Here is a 15,548-nt window from a genome sequence, read left to right as displayed (position 1 = left end):
TCCGTGCTGCCGTTGGAGATGTCATCGAGCACCGGACGCAGGTCTGCGTCGAAGTACGTGGTGTCGGTCGAACTCCCTTGGGTGGTGGTGCGTCGCCAATGGCCGGCGGCAACGCCGCGCTCCGCGCTGGTCACGTAGGCGTAGGTGAAGACCTTGGGCGTCCACTGCGCACTGTCGATGCTGCTGTCGTAGGGATAGGTGATCTGCGCGATCCGACCGACCGAGTCGTAGCTGTAGCCGGTGGTGTGGCCGGACTGGTCGGTGATCGAGGTGATCTGGCCGAGGTCGTCGACGGCGAGGGTCTCGCTGGTGCTGTCCGGGTAGCCGATCGACTCAGGGATGCCGCGGTAGTAACTCCCCAGCGTGGTGGTGTGGCTGTCGCCGTCTTCAAAACTGGCCAGCTGACCCGCGCTATTCCACGTGTAGTTCATCAGCGTCTCGCCGAAGCGGGCGCGTGCAGTCAGTTCGTCCAGGCTGTTGTAGGTGTTGCTCACCTCCACTTCGCCCGTACCCACGTTGGTTATGGTTTGCGGCAGGCCTAGCACCCATGTGTTCGTATCGTTGAGGTAGACGGTGGTTTCCTCGATCGAGGACTGCCCCACGATGTTGTTAGAGCGCGTCACCGTGGTCGGCTGCGCGTAGGCGTCGAACGCCGTCGTCTGCCACGTAAAGGTCTGGCCGTCCTGCGTGATCGTGCGTTGGCTTAATGGCGATAATTGCTCTGATTGAAAATAATTGCCGCGGTAGACCAGATCGATGCCATAGACGCTTGGCCAGGGTCCGCCCGACGCATTGGCGTAGGTGTTAACGACCGAGCGCAGCGGTGTGCCACCCGCTGCGCCACTGTAGTAATCCGTGCGCAACAATTGGCCTTCCGTGGCGTCGAAGCGGTTGCTGTAAGTGTAGATGGTGGCGTTGCCGTCGGGATCAGTGACATCAGTAGTGACTGTGGTCGTGCAGGTACCACTCGTCGCGCAGGCGTCGTTGCTCCAACTCACATTCGCCGGCGAGTAACTATAAGTCCAGGTCTGCGTGGGCATCCCCGCACCCGATAGCACCTCGCTCGTAATGGCGTCCTGGACGTACCACTCCGGATAAAGGGAGATTGGCATCGTCCCGTTTTCGCTCCCGTAACACGATTTGGGTGTGTACGAACGGCCACTCAGTTTCAACGCGACGCCGAACGTCCCTGTAAGTCCGGAGGGGGTAGTTACGGTGCCAGTGGTCGTCCCTGACAGGGTGCCGGGGGTCGTCGGGGTCGAGAAGTCACCAACCACCGGCATCAAGTTGGCCGAACAGTTGCTGTTCCTGAAATAAAGGTTCTCCGGTCCAATGGGCAGTTGATAGGACCACGCACTCCCATCGGGTAACTGCACGCCGGTCAAGTTAGGTATAGCGGCTGTCGTCGAGTCGTAGTTATACGTCCACGTACGTGACGCGACATTCGTCGCCTTGGCCGTAATTGTTTGGATGTACGGCGTCCCTGAGACGTAGGTGACATCCACCTCTCGCCCGTCGCTCGCCGTAACGCTGGTGAGATACCCCGTACTGGGATCGTAGTGGTAGGTCAGCGTGTTGCCGAAGCGGTCCTGAATCTGTGTGACATACATCAACGCATCTCGACGAGCCAAGATGCCAATGCCCCCAGGGGAGCCCACCATGGGCGTAGCGTGTTGTGCTGTGACGGCACCCTGTGCTTGAGTGCTCGATGTCGCGACTTGCGTACCATCAGGGGGGAGCGGACCACCCGCACCAATGATCGGAAAGTACGGACGATAGAGAAGATGAGCGAAGGTATAACGGGTACCGTCGGGTGCAATGGCCAGGAAGCCTTCGCCACCGTCATCGGCCGTCACTCCGCAGCCGATCATCCAGTTGTTCTTGGTGACAATGGAAAAACTCATCCCGCTGATGGTCGGCGAAAGCGAATTCGCGGAGTAGCGAGGCATCAGCTGTTGCTTGCCTTCACTGGGCACCAACAGGTTGTACCCGTACCACCATTCATCCGGTACCCAGCCTCCTTCACTGAGTGAGGAAGCAATGCCCGGAGGCTCAGTAAAAGTTGTACAGCGCTGTGTTGTACCTTCCGTAGGCGTGGTTCCTCCGAGTCCTGTTTGCCAGATGGCGCTACTTGCTATGGCTCCGCCCGATCCGGCGAGCGTTTCGATACGGGGAATATCCAACTCCCAATTGCCGAACGGGAGTTGAGGACCAACGGAGCCCTGCGGAATCCATTCAAAAGATTCGGCGGTTCGACCTAACGTGATGGTCGGCCCATTTCCACGCAAGGTGACGTCAGTGACGTTGAACGAGAGACTTCCGTCGTACAGGTTGATGCTTTCGCCGAAGGGATGCTCGCCCAAAGGTTCAATGTTTTGATCGACGTGGATGAGTTTCTGATATTCCTGATCGGGAGTCGCCGACGTGGACTGGGCATGACACCCGACCGACAGCACCAGCATCGCGGCTGCCCACAGGCAGTTCCCTTGCCAACATGCACGCATCGCATTGTCCCCTTCAGGCCTCGCGTTGCGCGTGGCATCCTTCTACGACTACTCCCGCTCGGACCTTTGTGTCAACAAGCAGATTCTTGCGACGAGGTGCGCGGCTTCTGCAGCAAGTACTCTCAAAACTGCTTCCGGACCATCCCGATCTTCATATCGAAATCATCGGGTCGGAAGCGGACGTTCCAATGCATCAGTGCTTCGGTAATGCATCGTCGCCCTGGATGGTCTTTACCACCTTGCCGTCGGCATCAAGGAAATCAATCTCGGCAGCACCTTTGGAAGCCACTTTCATCTGAATCCGTTCGTTGCCGGCAGCATCCATCATCGACAGCAAGGCTGACCCATCTGCGGAACGTCCTACCCAGATGCGGCGGTAGCCGTGGCCATTTTCCTTGCTGTCCGATACAGCCATTCCCGCCATGCTGTTTTCCTTGTCGTCGACGCCCAGAAGTTGCACCACTTGGTTCGCGTTGTAGCGATCGAACGACAAGCTTCCTCCCGAGTCCACGACGTCTCCGTTGGCATCACGCTTTCCTCCAAAGATCAGGCCGCCGTTTTCAGAGCCTTCGTCGTTGAAAAAAATCATTCCCGCTTGCGGCCGGTCAACCTTGGGCTGTTCTTTGCCCTTGACGATGACGCCAGGCAATTTCGCGCTGTCTGCGATGACCATCCTGAGCGTGCCGTCCGGCTCACGCACGTTGATGCGATGGACATTAATTTCGTCGAACGTAGCGACTTGACTCTTTGAGAATCCAGTCAATATCGACACTGCAAATGTTACCGTGAGTACTCCGGAATAAATAACGAGAAAGCGCTGGCCGAACATGGTTCTTCTCCACAAAAAGATCAATAAAAAGGGTCCAGATGCATGGCTGACCCAGCAAGCACTGTGCCACCTCTTCATCGAGAGGGGCGGCCATCAGAACAAGGGGGATACGACGCCAGCCTTAGCAAACGCTGCCTGCTTCTACAGGATCACCACAGTCATTGATACTCAGACTTTGGGGTGGAAAACGCGGTGAAATTCGACAAACGCCCTTCTCAATCCTCAGTTGCTGACACCCGAGGGGTCGATGCATCACCGGAAATGTTTCGTCGCAATGAGGTGTTTGTCACCTGTGTTGGCGTCCGCTTTTGGACTCAAAGCGGACGAAACCGGACGTAGTAACGCTGATCAAGGTGTCGTCGGCTTGGTAAGGATCTATTGGTCTAAGTGGTCAACTTCAGCGGCGCTGCTGCTTTCGTCGCGAGTGCCGCCAAGTGGGAGACACACTCTTGCTTCGCTTTGGCTGCGGATTCGGCCGCTCCTTACAGTGTCCCTTGACGAAGACCTAGCCTTCTGTGCCCGCGATAACGCGCCCTAATCGCGATCTCGACCCGCCTCAAGATCGCGCCTAGGGCACCTTGGCCCGCGTTTTAATATGGCGAAAGTGGAAAAATATTAATTTAATATCACCATCCGAAAGACTCCTGCCACTGCACCAAGTCGCTCAAGTTCCGTAGAACTGGATGCCGTGATGACACAGCTCGGGCAGTGGCTCATCAGGTAGAACACAGGACATCGTCACGGGGAGCGGCGGCGGCGTCGCGGATCTCAGCGCCATCGAAGTGAGCTGCACCATACGCTCGACGTTCCCCTTCGTTACCACCAAGGTAAGTAGCAAGAGAACGTCCGAATAGTCTGCTCCACGATGCACTTCGACCAGGTAGCCGGCACGTACCGAGGGTTCACGTTCAAACAGACTTCGGAGTGCCAACACCAAGGCATCCGTCGGCACGGATGGCGGACACAGCCCGACCTTCTCTCCCGCTTTTACCGTTTCATGCGAAAAGACGCCCAGTGGGCGCCCTTCCAGGAGAGCACCAATCTCGGGCGGATAGAGCGTCAGATGGTCACGATTGGGGTTGAGCATCAACGTAGCCCCTCGAGTCAGCTCAAAGAGGCGGCGCCCGGACATGGCTACGATCGCGGCCTGCCCTGCCGCCGCCACCGAGGCTTGCTCCTGATCACTGAAAAACGGCAGCACCGTCTGGCCATTGTCGGGCCTTACGAACTGCATGAATCGGATGCGATCAGGTGGTGCAGGCTCCGTGGGGACGTGCGCATACACGGTGGCGTCCAAGAGCGCGTTGAAGAACGCCTGTTCGGCAGCTGCGGATTCTGCAGGCGTTGACACCGCCCTTGCCGCGTCAATCAAGGCGTCAAGCGGTGATCCGGCTACTTTGCGCATCGGACGGTCGATGACAACTAACCCAAGTCCGCAAGCAACTTACTCATGCTGACGCCGAACCCGTCGGCGATCCTGTGCAACGTCACCAGGGTGATGTTCTTTTCGCCGCGTTCGATGGCTGAGTAGTAAGCCCGATGCATCTTTATACGGTCCGCGAAGTCGTCTTGGCTGAGCTTGGTCGCTTGCCGGTGCGCTCGCAGCGCCCGTCCAAGCTGAACCGCCAGTGGGGTTGGTTTCGTCATGCCGACACGCTAGGTCGGCTCTACTTTTCACTCTACCACCTTAAAGGTAGACTATCTATAAGTATCATTGCGGATACACCTCATGCTTCGCATCCACGACCCGGAAACGGATGCTTCCCTGGATCTGCAGATCCCGTGGACGTTGGAGGAAGCGTTTCGTGTTCAGTTGGGGCGCCACTTCGATGCCGGCAGCCATTCTCGGCTGACGTGGGAGATGGGTGGCTGGATGGCGGTCGCTCTATATCAGCTCGTGGATCGTGACTTACTGCCACCCACCGGGCGCCAGTGGGCGCTTGCGGACCGAATCTGCAAAGCGCTGGACATCGATGTTCCCATGGAGGCCTATGCGTTCCGAGGGACGATGGCGGATTTCATCCGAAACAACATCCCAGCGTTTGACGCTTACCGCGAAAGCATCGAACGCAGCGACAGACAACCTTGACCCCGAAAGCGCTGGCCCTGCATGTACTGGCGTTGTTGGTGGCCTTGTGAGTGCGCTGACAGCACGGCTCCTCTGCCTTAGTACTGCCAGCACCGAAGGAAGCCATCGCTGATGGCTCTACTGGCCGTACCTCTGCAAAGCGTCGGTGCAGGCCCCCAGTTTGCTTGATGAACGTTACCCGGCAGCCTTCGGCGCGACGTGCCGGTCGCGCACAGTCGACTGGTTGCAAGTGACCCAAGGCAAGCTATCAGCTCGGTCAAACCTGGTATAGACCCGCGGCTTCGCTCATCAAGGGTGCGACGATGCGCGCCTCATCTCGGCCATCTCGGACATGCGACGCCGGTTTGCCCAGAGGTCTCTCATCATTTCGCCATGGTCACAAAACGGCTCTGGCAACAGGGGCCGCGCGACGAAGGCTACGTTGCAGGGTCTCAGGCGGTAAGTGTTGGCCCCACTGTCATGCAACATAGTCCAGGCGTCGAAGTTACGCTCCAAACAACCGCTGGACCAAGCTGCGTCAAATAGAGGCGCATCGTCCTGCGCGTCCATCTCGCACAGCAGTTCAATGCCGTTGAACGCGAAGTGATATGAACTGAGTAGTTGCCTCCGCAGCATTCTCATGTCGATGCTCAATTTCTGCTTCAGTGAACCATCGGCGATCTCTTTGACCCACTTCAACCAGCTGTAGGCCCGACCGCACCACAGTGAAAACGCATAACCATGCCTGCAAAACTCGGGATGAAAGGATAAATACTCTCGATCCCCCCATAGACGGCGTGCCCCATGTTCATAGCAATAGAAATGCTCCCCCACTACTTTTGCCCGCAGCCACCGATCTACACGCGATACATTGCGAGCCGCTTGCTCGTAGACGAACCACGTATCGTCGGTCGACGGTGTCAGTGGCGAGGGAACCGTCCGAATCGCAAGTTGCGGAACGGGATCCACGAGGTAATTCGAATTGAGAGGACACGGCTCAATCTGAGTCAGAAGAGGAAGCATGGCTGCCCTTAGACTGACGGCCTGCATAGTCCCATCCTTCCAGCGGCCGAACATGACCTGCCTTCCCCAAGGATGTTGCAGTTGTGGCAGCGCACGCTCGATCCAAGCTACCAAGGGATCCAATGCCGTGCGTTGAACCGTCGCAGCACGCTTGCTCGGCAGTCGCAAGTCATCTTTTCGAAGGAATGGCGCACCGCAATGTCCACACCGAAAACCCTTGTGGCCGCCCACGACGTAAGGCCCCAAGGGACGATGGCAGTGCGTGCAATTGTCCTGCATGGGCGCATCGTGAATCGGACACCGAGCGAGTCCAGCGAGCTGATGCACGACGGAGTGGTAGCCTGACCGGATGCATGGCATGCATAGTCGCAATTGATCTGCAAAGAGAGGCGCAGCGATCGAAACGAGCCGCTGGACTGCCTCGCTCCCGAAGACCGCACATCCTGCTGTGAAGAGGTCGCTTCCCTCTTCCGCCGATGCCTTCGATCCCAACAACGCGTTCCACCAACGTAGATCATTGAAATTGCGAATGGCTGAGGGGGGGCTTGCCCTCACCTTACGGCCGGCAATGCTAGTAAGTGCGTCCGGGAGATCGCTGGCATTGAGCCATGCAAGTTTCTGTGCGACGCACCAAGGCGACTCATACGGCGAAGTAAATCGCGGATGCCAACTAATCACGCCTCGGCGACCTTTTTCAGCTCTCTCAGCCTCGCTTCCTGGACGCGCACCAATGGCGCGCGCTCGGCGTAACCCGCTAGTTCGATAGCCTTGGCCCAGTCGCTTGAAGTTGGCCTAAAGTGCTCTCCATCCCGTTCGCGTGTCATGTTAGCCAGCTGCGAAAGCGCCCCAGCGACATAATCCATGGATATGCCTTGCTCGCCTCTCGCCAGTGGCGATACGGCCGAAAAAGCAAACCAAAAGCGACCGACTTCGTTGCCAAGGCGGAAACCTGAAGCAAAGGCCGTTGGCCACAACGTCTGCGTGTAGCTCCATCCACTTCCTTCCGGATATTCCGAATCTTCGTCGCACCCTGCCAGGAAGGGCTCTAGGTCTGGTGATTTCTTGATGAGCTCAAATTCGAAGGTGTGCAGAAAGAAGCGCTTGACCAAGTCAGAACGCCCGTTAGAAAGCACCTGGTCTCGAAGGTCGAGCAATTCCTGCTGACCAATCAGCACGGTGGTAACTTTGTAGCCCTTCTCGGTCAGCCAATTGGCCTGCTCCTTGAGCCAAATGAGTTCTTGCACGTCCAGTTCTTGGGCTTCATCAATGATGCAGATCACATGGCGACGCTCGGCCCCAAGCGCAAATAGAGCGCGGCGGATCTGATTTCTTTTTCCCGGAAGATCACGCGGAACCTTGCCCTGGTAGTCCACCGAAAGCAGCATGTCGGCAATAAACGAACCTTCCGCAATCACGTCGTTGGACTTGGCCTCGTGGACAACGATGCCACATCCCGGAAAGCGCTTGCGCAGCACAGGTTTCAGTGCACGAACGAAGGACGATTTACCAGTGAATGGGCGCGCCCAAAAGGCTACACTTCCGCGCTGCAAGCGCGCCTGCTCAATGACCAGAGGAATAGCCGCCCCTATGGGTCCGGTTGGAAGCACCGCACCCGCACAAACAACCGGATGGCTATCCCAAAAGTCCTGATTTTCGCGTTGACTAAGAATATTCAATAGCCCTGGATCGTTCAATTTCATCACATGCTCCTCAATTGATGGCCTTGAATGTGTGCATCGGGGTCAGCGCACGGCGTTTTGCTTCCTCAGAGGCCTCTCGTGGCAAGGGCGCACGGGCGGCTGTGGTGTCCGCTGTGTCCAACTCAGACACCGTCGTGTTACCTCGTCGCTCCTCCTCTGCGAGGACTTGGGCGTCGCGACTGATCTTGGGCTTTCCCTTGAGTGCTTTTGCGGCCACTTTTCGCCCGAGTAGGGTCAGCAGTGTGGTCACCGGCGACTCACCGCGGATCTCCGTGATTGCACCAGAATCGAGCATTTTGTTGATTTCCCTGCGCACTGCCCGAGAGTGCGGTTCCAATCCCCAGTTGCCCAATGCGTGGACTTCCCCAAGGCACTCACCTTTGTCGGTGTAGGCGATGAAGGACTGGATGTTGTCCTCTCGAATATGCTTCACGACCGTTTTGCCGAGGAGATCCCAGCGCGACGACAGGACATGGTTCGTGTATCGAACACGGTCGAGATAAATATGCGGTCTGACTCCCTTTGTGCGATTGCCTCCAACCCTTCCTGTTTCAATCGTCGTGTCCAGGGCAGGTTCGTGAGCAAGACGAGGTGGTACCCACGGTGGCATGAAGCCAAGGTCCGAATCCCCAAGATCCGAGCGCAGCTGATCCAACGGGCTGGAAGAGAAGTTTCCAGCACCAGGTCGAGCGTTGTAATCGGCGATGAGCGCCTCGATGAGATCGAGCATCGCATCTAACGTGATGCAATGCTTGGTGGCTGCATCTTCTGCGTCGCGACGACGTTCATCTTGCGAGTCAGTACCCGTGGTCGATGGAAGGCGTACGAACCCAAGCTCTTCTAGCCTGTGGAATATTCCTTCAATGTGAGGGCGACGTTCGAAGTGGCCCGTCTGCCCGTAATTGACCGCGCACCCTGCCATGTCAATCAGCCGAGTCAAGACAGCCTCGGCAAGATGAGACAGATGGTTGTCCACCAACAACAAGTTAAAGCCGCAATGGGCAAGTTCGGAGATGAGCGCAGAGGGCATGCCTGTCGCGGTCTTTAGTTCAAACCCTGGCACTGCCATCTCCCGTGCTTGCCACGGGCTTAGTGCTCGCGCGACTACTGACAAAATGTCCTGATCGGTCGGCTCCTGGCGAATAATGACTCCATACGACAAGATCGCGCGGGAATGACGATCGGCCAAGACAATGATCGACAAGCGTCTAAGAGGCACCCACTTGATCCCCTTGCACGTGGGGACACCGATGCAGCCGATGAAATGGACCGAGTGCTCATCAAGTTCGACCACATCGAATGGAAGGTTCGCCTGTAGCCGCGATGGGCGTCCGGTGCCTGTGTTCGATTTGGCCTTTGCCTTTTGCCCGTACTGGGCCACCGCAATCTCGTCGTAATGTTCGTCCCAGAATCGGCTCGTGTATCGCCAGAGCGAGGTTTTGCCTCTGCTGTCGACCGAAAAGGGCCACGACGGGCTGCATATTCCGTGATCGCCGCAAAGTGCCAAAAAGTAAGAGTGAGCCGCTGCCGGAGTGACTCGTGATTCAGGCGCAGCTCCATCCCGTTTTCCGGTCAACAGATATTTATCGAGCTTCGCCTGGATGTCTGGGTTAAGGGCGAACAACTTTCCCAGTGCACCTGTGTATCCGCCTTTCGAACAGATCTCCCTCTGGCGCAGCGGTGCCATCCGCTCGTAGGTCTTGACACGCTGATACGGTAACAAAGCGTGCCACCCAATCAGATGGCCCGATTTGTCATGCGCCACACATCGATTGAGTTGGCGGAGGAGGTCGGCGTAAGCGATTCCGTAGGCAGACAGCCTCTCCGCCACCTTCGCGCCGCCCAGATAGGCCTCGATCATCTCCTTGTACTTCGCAAAGCGAAGCTGCTCGTCCTTGAGCAGCTGGCTAATATCGGGTGTAGGCCATTGGTTGCAAGCAGCAAGCTCGCGCGGTAGCGTCTTACGAGTGAACTTCCGGCTCATGACAGCGCCATCCAGAGCCGGGTGTGCAGGGATAAGGTCGCCTCGTCAAGGTCACTGGCAATCAAACGCCTCCGAAGCAGCCGCGCTATCGCAGCAACTTTTAGCGCATTGGGTTCCTCTGGGATCCACGTAAGCACCTCTTGGAACGTTGTTTCACCTGCACTCGTGAGGTGCGCTGCCAAGAGCTTTTCAAGTACTTCAAGCGGGCGATGGGAGCATCTTCGATATGCCGCTATCAGACGCGCCCAATTGCGTATTCGCTGCTTCGCCGTGTCTAGCTCTGACACGGTGACTTCGACGTACGCGGCCCCAAGGTGCGTTGCCGCAGTTTGGTAGGACTTCAAGCGCTCCGCATGTCGTGGCGATGAAAGGTTTAATGGTTTAGCTCGAACATGCCGGCACTCCCTATTGCCATCGCGGTAGGTCACAAGTGCGTCGAAATTGACGCCATCACACTCAAGCGCCTCGGGCGCTTGCTCAGTCGGATACTGCACGGTGGCGACCGTCGGGTCCCCTTCGGCGAAGAAAAAGTGTTCCAGCGCGAGGTCACTCGCCAGGACGATCCTGGTGCCGTCGAACGCGCGGACCGCCCACAGGTTTTCTTTCCGTGGGTCACTTTTCGCTGCGGGTTGCTTAAGTAGATTTCGCCGTCGTTTGGTGACGAGCGACGGTACTTTTGCAGTGGTCACGTTGCACCTCCACCAGAAGGCGCAAGGCATTCCCATCACGGCCGCATTCCCCTCCAAGGAATACAAGCCACTTGACAGCATAAATATGCTGTCTTAGGGTCGCACGTGGAACTCCGCCAGAGTTTTCCAGCATGCAGCCCGGGCGCCTTTGGCCCCGGGCTATTTATTTGCCATTGCGCCTACTCGATAATTTGTCGCCTGAGTTCACGATCAAAAACACGCATGCATGAGAACGCGTGAGCTCCGCGATGGCTAGGGACGCGGAGCTGCCAGCTCGGAGACGGCTGGATCACAAGTGCACGAAAACCCCAGTCTATCGACTAGCGCAACGTTGGCGGTGAAATTCACGTGATCGGTTGCAAGCATGCGCAACCTGTTCGATAACTAGGAACATGGCGACCCGGCAAAAGCATTCGACCACATCGCGTGGAGCGCCGTTGCCTTTTAAGGCTGAGCGCTCCTATCTTGTCGACAAGCTGCACAGCTGCATCGAACCCAATGTCGCCTTGGTGGCTGACCTGGCACATAGCGTTGAACACCCGCCACTACTTTGGCTGGATCTTCCTGAAGGACGTCGCCTGCGCTTTGCTCTTAATAAAAGGCAGATGCGGGTGTCCGATAAGGTGGTCGAGTCCATGCGAGCAGCTATTGCCGCGCGTCCGATCAACAGTCGACGCGGCTTAGCATCCGATTGGCTCAACTGGATTGCTTTTTGCCTGTTAAAGGATGCCCAGGTGCTCCCCTGCGAACCGCAGGATGCGGCAGCATTTCTGGACATGTTGATCGATGCGGGGCGCTCAAAGGCAACAGTTGAGCATCACATGTGGATGCTTTCGGAAGTTTCGCACCGTCATCGGTTTGCCTCGCCATTCGCGACCGAAGAGGGGGAAATCTATCGCGACAAGGTGCATCACCTCCCACCTCCCTCGCCCTTCACGTCCTCCACGTCTTCGGGACTCAGTTTCAATGCCACCAAAGTGCTGGCCACTGCTCTGTCAATGAAGTCTCCCAGCCGCAGGTGCCCGGCGCCATCAGATGGCAGCGAGCAACGGCGCAAACTTCGCGATGTCGCAATGGTTCACCTTGCCTACGATCTATTCGCCAGACCGCATTCACTAGTGGCCCTTCGTTGGGAGCATATCTCGAGACCCAAAGGGTCGAAGCTGCCAAAGGTGAAACATTGGCTGAAAGACGGACGTGGCCGCCATCATTCCATGCCGATACGACAAGAGACGTTTGATGCCCTAGGTCGTTGGCGAGCTGAAGCCGGCCCCTCACCTTTCATCTTCCACCGCGTGCTACCACACCGCGCAGACTGCGAGCCAGAACACATCTCGACAGACCAGGAAGTCGGCGAGCGCGAGGCATGGCCGCATTTAACAGATCGGTACGTTACCGACGTTCTTCGAAAAGCGGCCAAGCTGGCAGGCCTCGGCAATCTCCGCCTAACTGGCAGATCACCGCTTATCGGCGCCTTTCACGACATGGTCCAGGCCGGCTACTCCGACGCAATTGCCATCAACCTCTGCGGTTGGCGCGTGCGTCAGGCTTATTCACGTTCCTTACGAAGGGCGGTAGCCAAACGGCGTGATCTGAGCGGTGAGGAGTAGGCCCAAGAAATATAGTGACTTTTAGTTACCACCCACTAAAAATAGCGAATTTTGTTATTACGTGTGTCGACTAAATTCACAACATGAGACTGCACGGCACCAATAAAAAGAGCGAGTTACATCACCGTGGAACTTAGGAATTTAGTTTCTAGACCTCTTCTCTCCCCATAACGACAAGGCCTCCGGAATCACCGGAGGCCTTGTCGATCAATCGAGCTGCTTTACTTTGGTGCTATGACACAGCACCGAAAGCACGGCCATCGATTGGAAACTGTGCGCTTACAATGTGAGTGCACCTTCCACGTCCAGCACCTTACGGCGGGCAAGCGCCAGATTGGAGCGGGCGCGGTCGAGCACCACGTAAAAGAACAGGCCGGGCTTGCTCCCGACCGGGCGAATGATGTGGTAATGCTTTCCGAGCGTGATGAGGATGTCCTCGATCTCGTCCTTGAGGTTGAGCGCTTTCATGGTCTTCATCTTTGCGCGCACCACTTCCGTGTTGCCCGCCGCAGCAACCTCGAGATCGAGACCGCCGCCCGCCTGCGCCAGCATCATGCCGCTGTTGCCGTCGACGAGAGAGGTGGCGAGGGCGCCATCGACCGTCATCAGTTCGTTCATCGAATCATTCAAATTGGCCATTTCGTATCCCCACTGTTTTCCTGGATTGGCATCGACAAGACAGCACGGAAAAGCGGATGCATCGCCATTCCCGCGGTTTCACAACACATTGAGGCGACGTGACAAGGCCTCGCGGCAATCGCGCACGGCCCAAAGCACCTGGCCCAGCGTGACCTTGTCCGTGCACAACACGGCAAGCACCAGGTCCTGCTTCCGGCAGGACAGCTCCATCAACAGTACGCGCCCCGTGTCGGCATCGATAACCAGGTCGCGGCATGCACCGCTACCAGTTTCCGTGCACATTGCTCCGGACAACGCCAGCAACGAACTGGTCATCGCCGCAAGTTTCGCTGCCGACAGATCGGACAGCAGCTTCGAGGCAATCTCGAAGCCATCGATCGTAGAGATCAGCACGCCAGTGATTTCCGGCTGCATGGAAGTCAGCGCGTCGATGTGCATGTGACAGATCGCCGCTTCGGTGCGGCTCGTGACCGGGACTTGAGCGTTCATGACAATTCCATGTTGACGGCCTGCGTCGTCTCAGCTGCTTCGATCTGATGGAACAGAATGTCGAGCAGCATCAGCACGTCATTGCGCCTGCGCACGTCGACGGACAGGATCGGTGCCGCGTAGCCAAGCTCGTCCATCGCCGCGTGGTAATCGTCGATGCCGGGCGTGGAATGGCTTTCGGTGCGCCCAATGCCTACGACGGCGCGCGAGGCAGCGAGCAGGTCGCCAAACGCACGCGCGTAGTCGCGTAGGTCCGCGAGCGGGTCGGGCCGGCTGTTGTCCACGAGGATGATCACGCCAAGGGCTCCCTGCCCCAGGATCTTCCACATGAAGTCGAAACGTGTCTGGCCCGGCGTGCCATATAGACGCAGCCGGTCGCCGTTTTCGAGAAATACTTCGCCGTAGTCGAGCGCCGCCGTGGTCGTTGCCTTGGCATGCCCTTCGCGGTCGTTGTTCGCCACGTCGGTGCTGCAGGGGGCGATCTCGCTGACCGCGGCTATGGCCGTGGTCTTGCCTACGCCCATGCTGCCGGTAAAGAGGAGCTTGTATTCGCGTGGCTGCATGGCGGTCAGGCTCGCAACCCCAAGGCGGAACGGATCGTCTTGAGGATCGACGAATAATGGCGGCGGTCGCGTGGCGCTTCGGCCAGCGGTGCCGGTACGCCGGCCGCGACCGGCATGTCGACACGCAACAGGTCACACATCGCGCATGCATTGACGAAGGCGCGCGCCTCGACGACCGGGCGGCTCGACGCCGCGGCAAGTTGTTCTACCGTATGCCCGCCACGGGCAAGCAGAGCCGCCATGCGGAAATGAAATGTCTCGTGCGCGAGCTTGCCAAAATCTGGCCAGCGCTTGAGCTTGAGTTTCGTTCCTTCGGGTACGCCAGGAAGCAACTGGCCTTCGGTCCGCGTTAATCCAACCATCCACAGCAGTTTGTCGAGGCTATGGCTTTCAGCGTGCGGCACAGACTGCCTATCTATGCGGCGTATGCGCACCCGGCCCACTCCTAGCCACGGCAGGATATCCGCCTCGGCAAGCGGAGCCGCAGCGCTCAGGCTACGCGAAGCGGGTGTGACGAACAGCGTTCCGGCATCGGATTCGATGGCGTGGAGGTCTGGCGATTTCGCCCGCATCAATTCAAGCAACGAATCGACGATATCCTTTCCATCGTGTGTCTCCACGGAATCCAAGGGACTTCCGCGGTCTCGCCCGACCAGATAGGGCGCTGCGTTGAGCAGAGCGATGAGTTCGACACTCTTGATCGGCGCACGAAGGGCTTTCGTACCAGGCAACGGTTCCTGGCCGTCGTGTACCACGGAAACGCAGACCGACCGTCCGGCGCGCCGCAGGGCAACACCTGACAGGCTCGAGTCCGGGTTACACAGGATGACGTCCGCCTCGAACCCGTTGTGGAATGCCCACTCGTCCTCGGTCTTGGTCCGGATGACCTGGACAAGCGAATGGAGCAACAGGTCGTCCCGCAGCAGCAATCCGACAGTAGCCAGCTTCCGATCCCTCGATGGCATGGGCGAGGCCGCCTATCGAGAATGGAAGACACAGATTGGCCGAGAATCACGAGTCGCTATGTCACGCACATGTCGTCGCGTGGTAAGCGTGACCGAACGCCCCGCCTTCAAGCAGCGAGTGCCCATATTTCCCCCTGTCAGTCCAACCCATGACCGACGGGCCGAGTCCACTCGGCTCGTCTCATGTGCGGCGTAACGTATCACCGCATCTAGAGGCCGGTATGCGCGTTTTCGGCATGCGGGAGAGCAGAAGAATGACGGTGAACGGATGAGAGCGGCCGAGTGTGCTGGCTATCACGTTTTGATACTGAGTCGTCGCGTCGGCGTATTTTGGATGTACCGCGCGAAACGCGTGTCGAGCTATTTCCAAACTGACACTTCTTGCAGCCGTAGATCATCCATTTCCAGCTTACGGATCCATTTTTGGCGCATCCGCCCTACTCTCGATAACTTGACCTAATCACACCAAGCTTCAAGGTAAAGTT

Annotated in this window: 14 protein-coding genes; 2 read left to right on the top strand and 12 right to left on the bottom strand. The window is 57.7% G+C overall.

What is annotated here, in order from left to right:
- The 4 genes from IHE46_RS06280 to IHE46_RS06265 form a co-directional block, all read right to left on the bottom strand.
- The coding region (locus IHE46_RS06280; protein ID WP_192163732.1) for an RHS repeat domain-containing protein at nucleotides 1-2,462 on the bottom strand (2,462 nt) is incomplete at its 3' end.
- Between the two features lie 235 nt (nucleotides 2,463-2,697).
- The gene (locus tag IHE46_RS06275) at nucleotides 2,698-3,333 is read right to left on the bottom strand and encodes a hypothetical protein (protein ID WP_192163731.1); all 636 of its coding nucleotides are present in this window, start codon (nucleotides 3,331-3,333) and stop codon (nucleotides 2,698-2,700) included.
- Nucleotides 3,334-3,997: 664 nt separating this feature from the next.
- Nucleotides 3,998-4,738: an enhanced serine sensitivity protein SseB C-terminal domain-containing protein gene (locus IHE46_RS06270; protein ID WP_192163730.1), complete on the bottom strand. Its 741-nt coding sequence runs from the start codon at nucleotides 4,736-4,738 to the stop codon at nucleotides 3,998-4,000.
- A gap of 17 nt (nucleotides 4,739-4,755) precedes the next feature.
- Nucleotides 4,756-4,980, bottom strand: coding sequence for a helix-turn-helix transcriptional regulator (locus IHE46_RS06265; RefSeq protein WP_192163729.1), 225 nt, complete (start codon nucleotides 4,978-4,980; stop codon nucleotides 4,756-4,758).
- Between the two features lie 82 nt (nucleotides 4,981-5,062).
- On the opposite strand from IHE46_RS06265, the gene IHE46_RS06260 reads away from it, so the two are divergent.
- On the top strand, nucleotides 5,063-5,422 hold the full coding sequence (locus IHE46_RS06260; protein ID WP_192163728.1) for a hypothetical protein: 360 nt from the start codon (nucleotides 5,063-5,065) through the stop codon (nucleotides 5,420-5,422).
- A 288-nt stretch (nucleotides 5,423-5,710) separates the two neighbouring features.
- On the opposite strand, the gene IHE46_RS06255 is transcribed toward IHE46_RS06260, so the two are convergent.
- From IHE46_RS06255 to IHE46_RS06240, 4 genes are all read right to left on the bottom strand, one after another.
- Complete coding sequence (locus IHE46_RS06255; protein ID WP_192163727.1) at nucleotides 5,711-6,478, bottom strand: hypothetical protein; 768 nt, start codon at nucleotides 6,476-6,478, stop codon at nucleotides 5,711-5,713.
- Between the two features lie 620 nt (nucleotides 6,479-7,098).
- Nucleotides 7,099-8,124 (bottom strand): ATP-binding protein, encoded by a 1,026-nt coding sequence (locus IHE46_RS06250; RefSeq protein ID WP_192163726.1) that lies wholly within the window; start codon nucleotides 8,122-8,124, stop codon nucleotides 7,099-7,101.
- A gap of 10 nt (nucleotides 8,125-8,134) precedes the next feature.
- Nucleotides 8,135-10,108: a hypothetical protein gene (locus tag IHE46_RS06245; RefSeq protein WP_192163725.1), complete on the bottom strand. Its 1,974-nt coding sequence runs from the start codon at nucleotides 10,106-10,108 to the stop codon at nucleotides 8,135-8,137.
- Nucleotides 10,105-10,797, bottom strand: a complete 693-nt coding sequence (locus IHE46_RS06240; RefSeq protein WP_192163724.1) for a hypothetical protein — start codon at nucleotides 10,795-10,797, stop codon at nucleotides 10,105-10,107. The genes IHE46_RS06245 and IHE46_RS06240 overlap by 4 nt, the downstream gene beginning before the upstream one ends.
- A gap of 437 nt (nucleotides 10,798-11,234) precedes the next feature.
- On the opposite strand from IHE46_RS06240, the gene IHE46_RS06235 reads away from it, so the two are divergent.
- Nucleotides 11,235-12,407, top strand: a complete 1,173-nt coding sequence (locus IHE46_RS06235) for a hypothetical protein (protein WP_192163723.1) — start codon at nucleotides 11,235-11,237, stop codon at nucleotides 12,405-12,407.
- Nucleotides 12,408-12,686: 279 nt separating this feature from the next.
- Here the strand turns inward: IHE46_RS06235 and IHE46_RS06230 are convergent, their stop codons facing one another.
- The 4 genes from IHE46_RS06230 to IHE46_RS06215 all read right to left on the bottom strand — a co-directional run bounded on the left by IHE46_RS06230 (nucleotide 12,687) and on the right by IHE46_RS06215 (nucleotide 15,027).
- Nucleotides 12,687-13,046 carry a hypothetical protein gene (locus IHE46_RS06230; protein ID WP_192163722.1) on the bottom strand — a complete coding sequence of 120 codons (360 nt, stop codon included), beginning with the start codon at nucleotides 13,044-13,046 and terminating at the stop codon, nucleotides 12,687-12,689.
- 78 nt (nucleotides 13,047-13,124) lie between these two features.
- On the bottom strand, nucleotides 13,125-13,484 hold the full coding sequence (locus tag IHE46_RS06225; protein WP_192163721.1) for a roadblock/LC7 domain-containing protein: 360 nt from the start codon (nucleotides 13,482-13,484) through the stop codon (nucleotides 13,125-13,127).
- Between the two features lie 47 nt (nucleotides 13,485-13,531).
- Nucleotides 13,532-14,098 carry an ATP/GTP-binding protein gene (locus tag IHE46_RS06220; protein WP_192163720.1) on the bottom strand — a complete coding sequence of 189 codons (567 nt, stop codon included), beginning with the start codon at nucleotides 14,096-14,098 and terminating at the stop codon, nucleotides 13,532-13,534.
- Nucleotides 14,099-14,103: 5 nt separating this feature from the next.
- On the bottom strand, nucleotides 14,104-15,027 hold the full coding sequence (locus tag IHE46_RS06215; RefSeq protein ID WP_192163719.1) for a hypothetical protein: 924 nt from the start codon (nucleotides 15,025-15,027) through the stop codon (nucleotides 14,104-14,106).
- Nucleotides 15,028-15,548 lie beyond the last annotated feature (521 nt).

This window comes from Rhodanobacter sp. DHG33, from assembly GCF_014843005.1.
Classification (GTDB): Bacteria; Pseudomonadota; Gammaproteobacteria; order Xanthomonadales; family Rhodanobacteraceae; genus Rhodanobacter_A.
This window is presented reverse-complemented; position numbering and strand designations above follow the sequence as displayed.

Coding starts and splice junctions, on each gene's coding strand:
- IHE46_RS06275 (WP_192163731.1), bottom strand. CDS start 3,333: ATGTTCGGCCAGCGCTTTCTCGTTATTTATTCCGGAGTACTCACGGTA.
- IHE46_RS06270 (WP_192163730.1), bottom strand. CDS start 4,738: ATGCGCAAAGTAGCCGGATCACCGCTTGACGCCTTGATTGACGCGGCA.
- IHE46_RS06265 (WP_192163729.1), bottom strand. CDS start 4,980: ATGACGAAACCAACCCCACTGGCGGTTCAGCTTGGACGGGCGCTGCGA.
- IHE46_RS06260 (WP_192163728.1), top strand. CDS start 5,063: ATGCTTCGCATCCACGACCCGGAAACGGATGCTTCCCTGGATCTGCAG.
- IHE46_RS06255 (WP_192163727.1), bottom strand. CDS start 6,478: ATGTTCGGCCGCTGGAAGGATGGGACTATGCAGGCCGTCAGTCTAAGG.
- IHE46_RS06250 (WP_192163726.1), bottom strand. CDS start 8,124: ATGAAATTGAACGATCCAGGGCTATTGAATATTCTTAGTCAACGCGAA.
- IHE46_RS06245 (WP_192163725.1), bottom strand. CDS start 10,108: ATGAGCCGGAAGTTCACTCGTAAGACGCTACCGCGCGAGCTTGCTGCT.
- IHE46_RS06230 (WP_192163722.1), bottom strand. CDS start 13,046: ATGGCCAATTTGAATGATTCGATGAACGAACTGATGACGGTCGATGGC.
- IHE46_RS06225 (WP_192163721.1), bottom strand. CDS start 13,484: ATGCACATCGACGCGCTGACTTCCATGCAGCCGGAAATCACTGGCGTG.
- IHE46_RS06220 (WP_192163720.1), bottom strand. CDS start 14,098: ATGCAGCCACGCGAATACAAGCTCCTCTTTACCGGCAGCATGGGCGTA.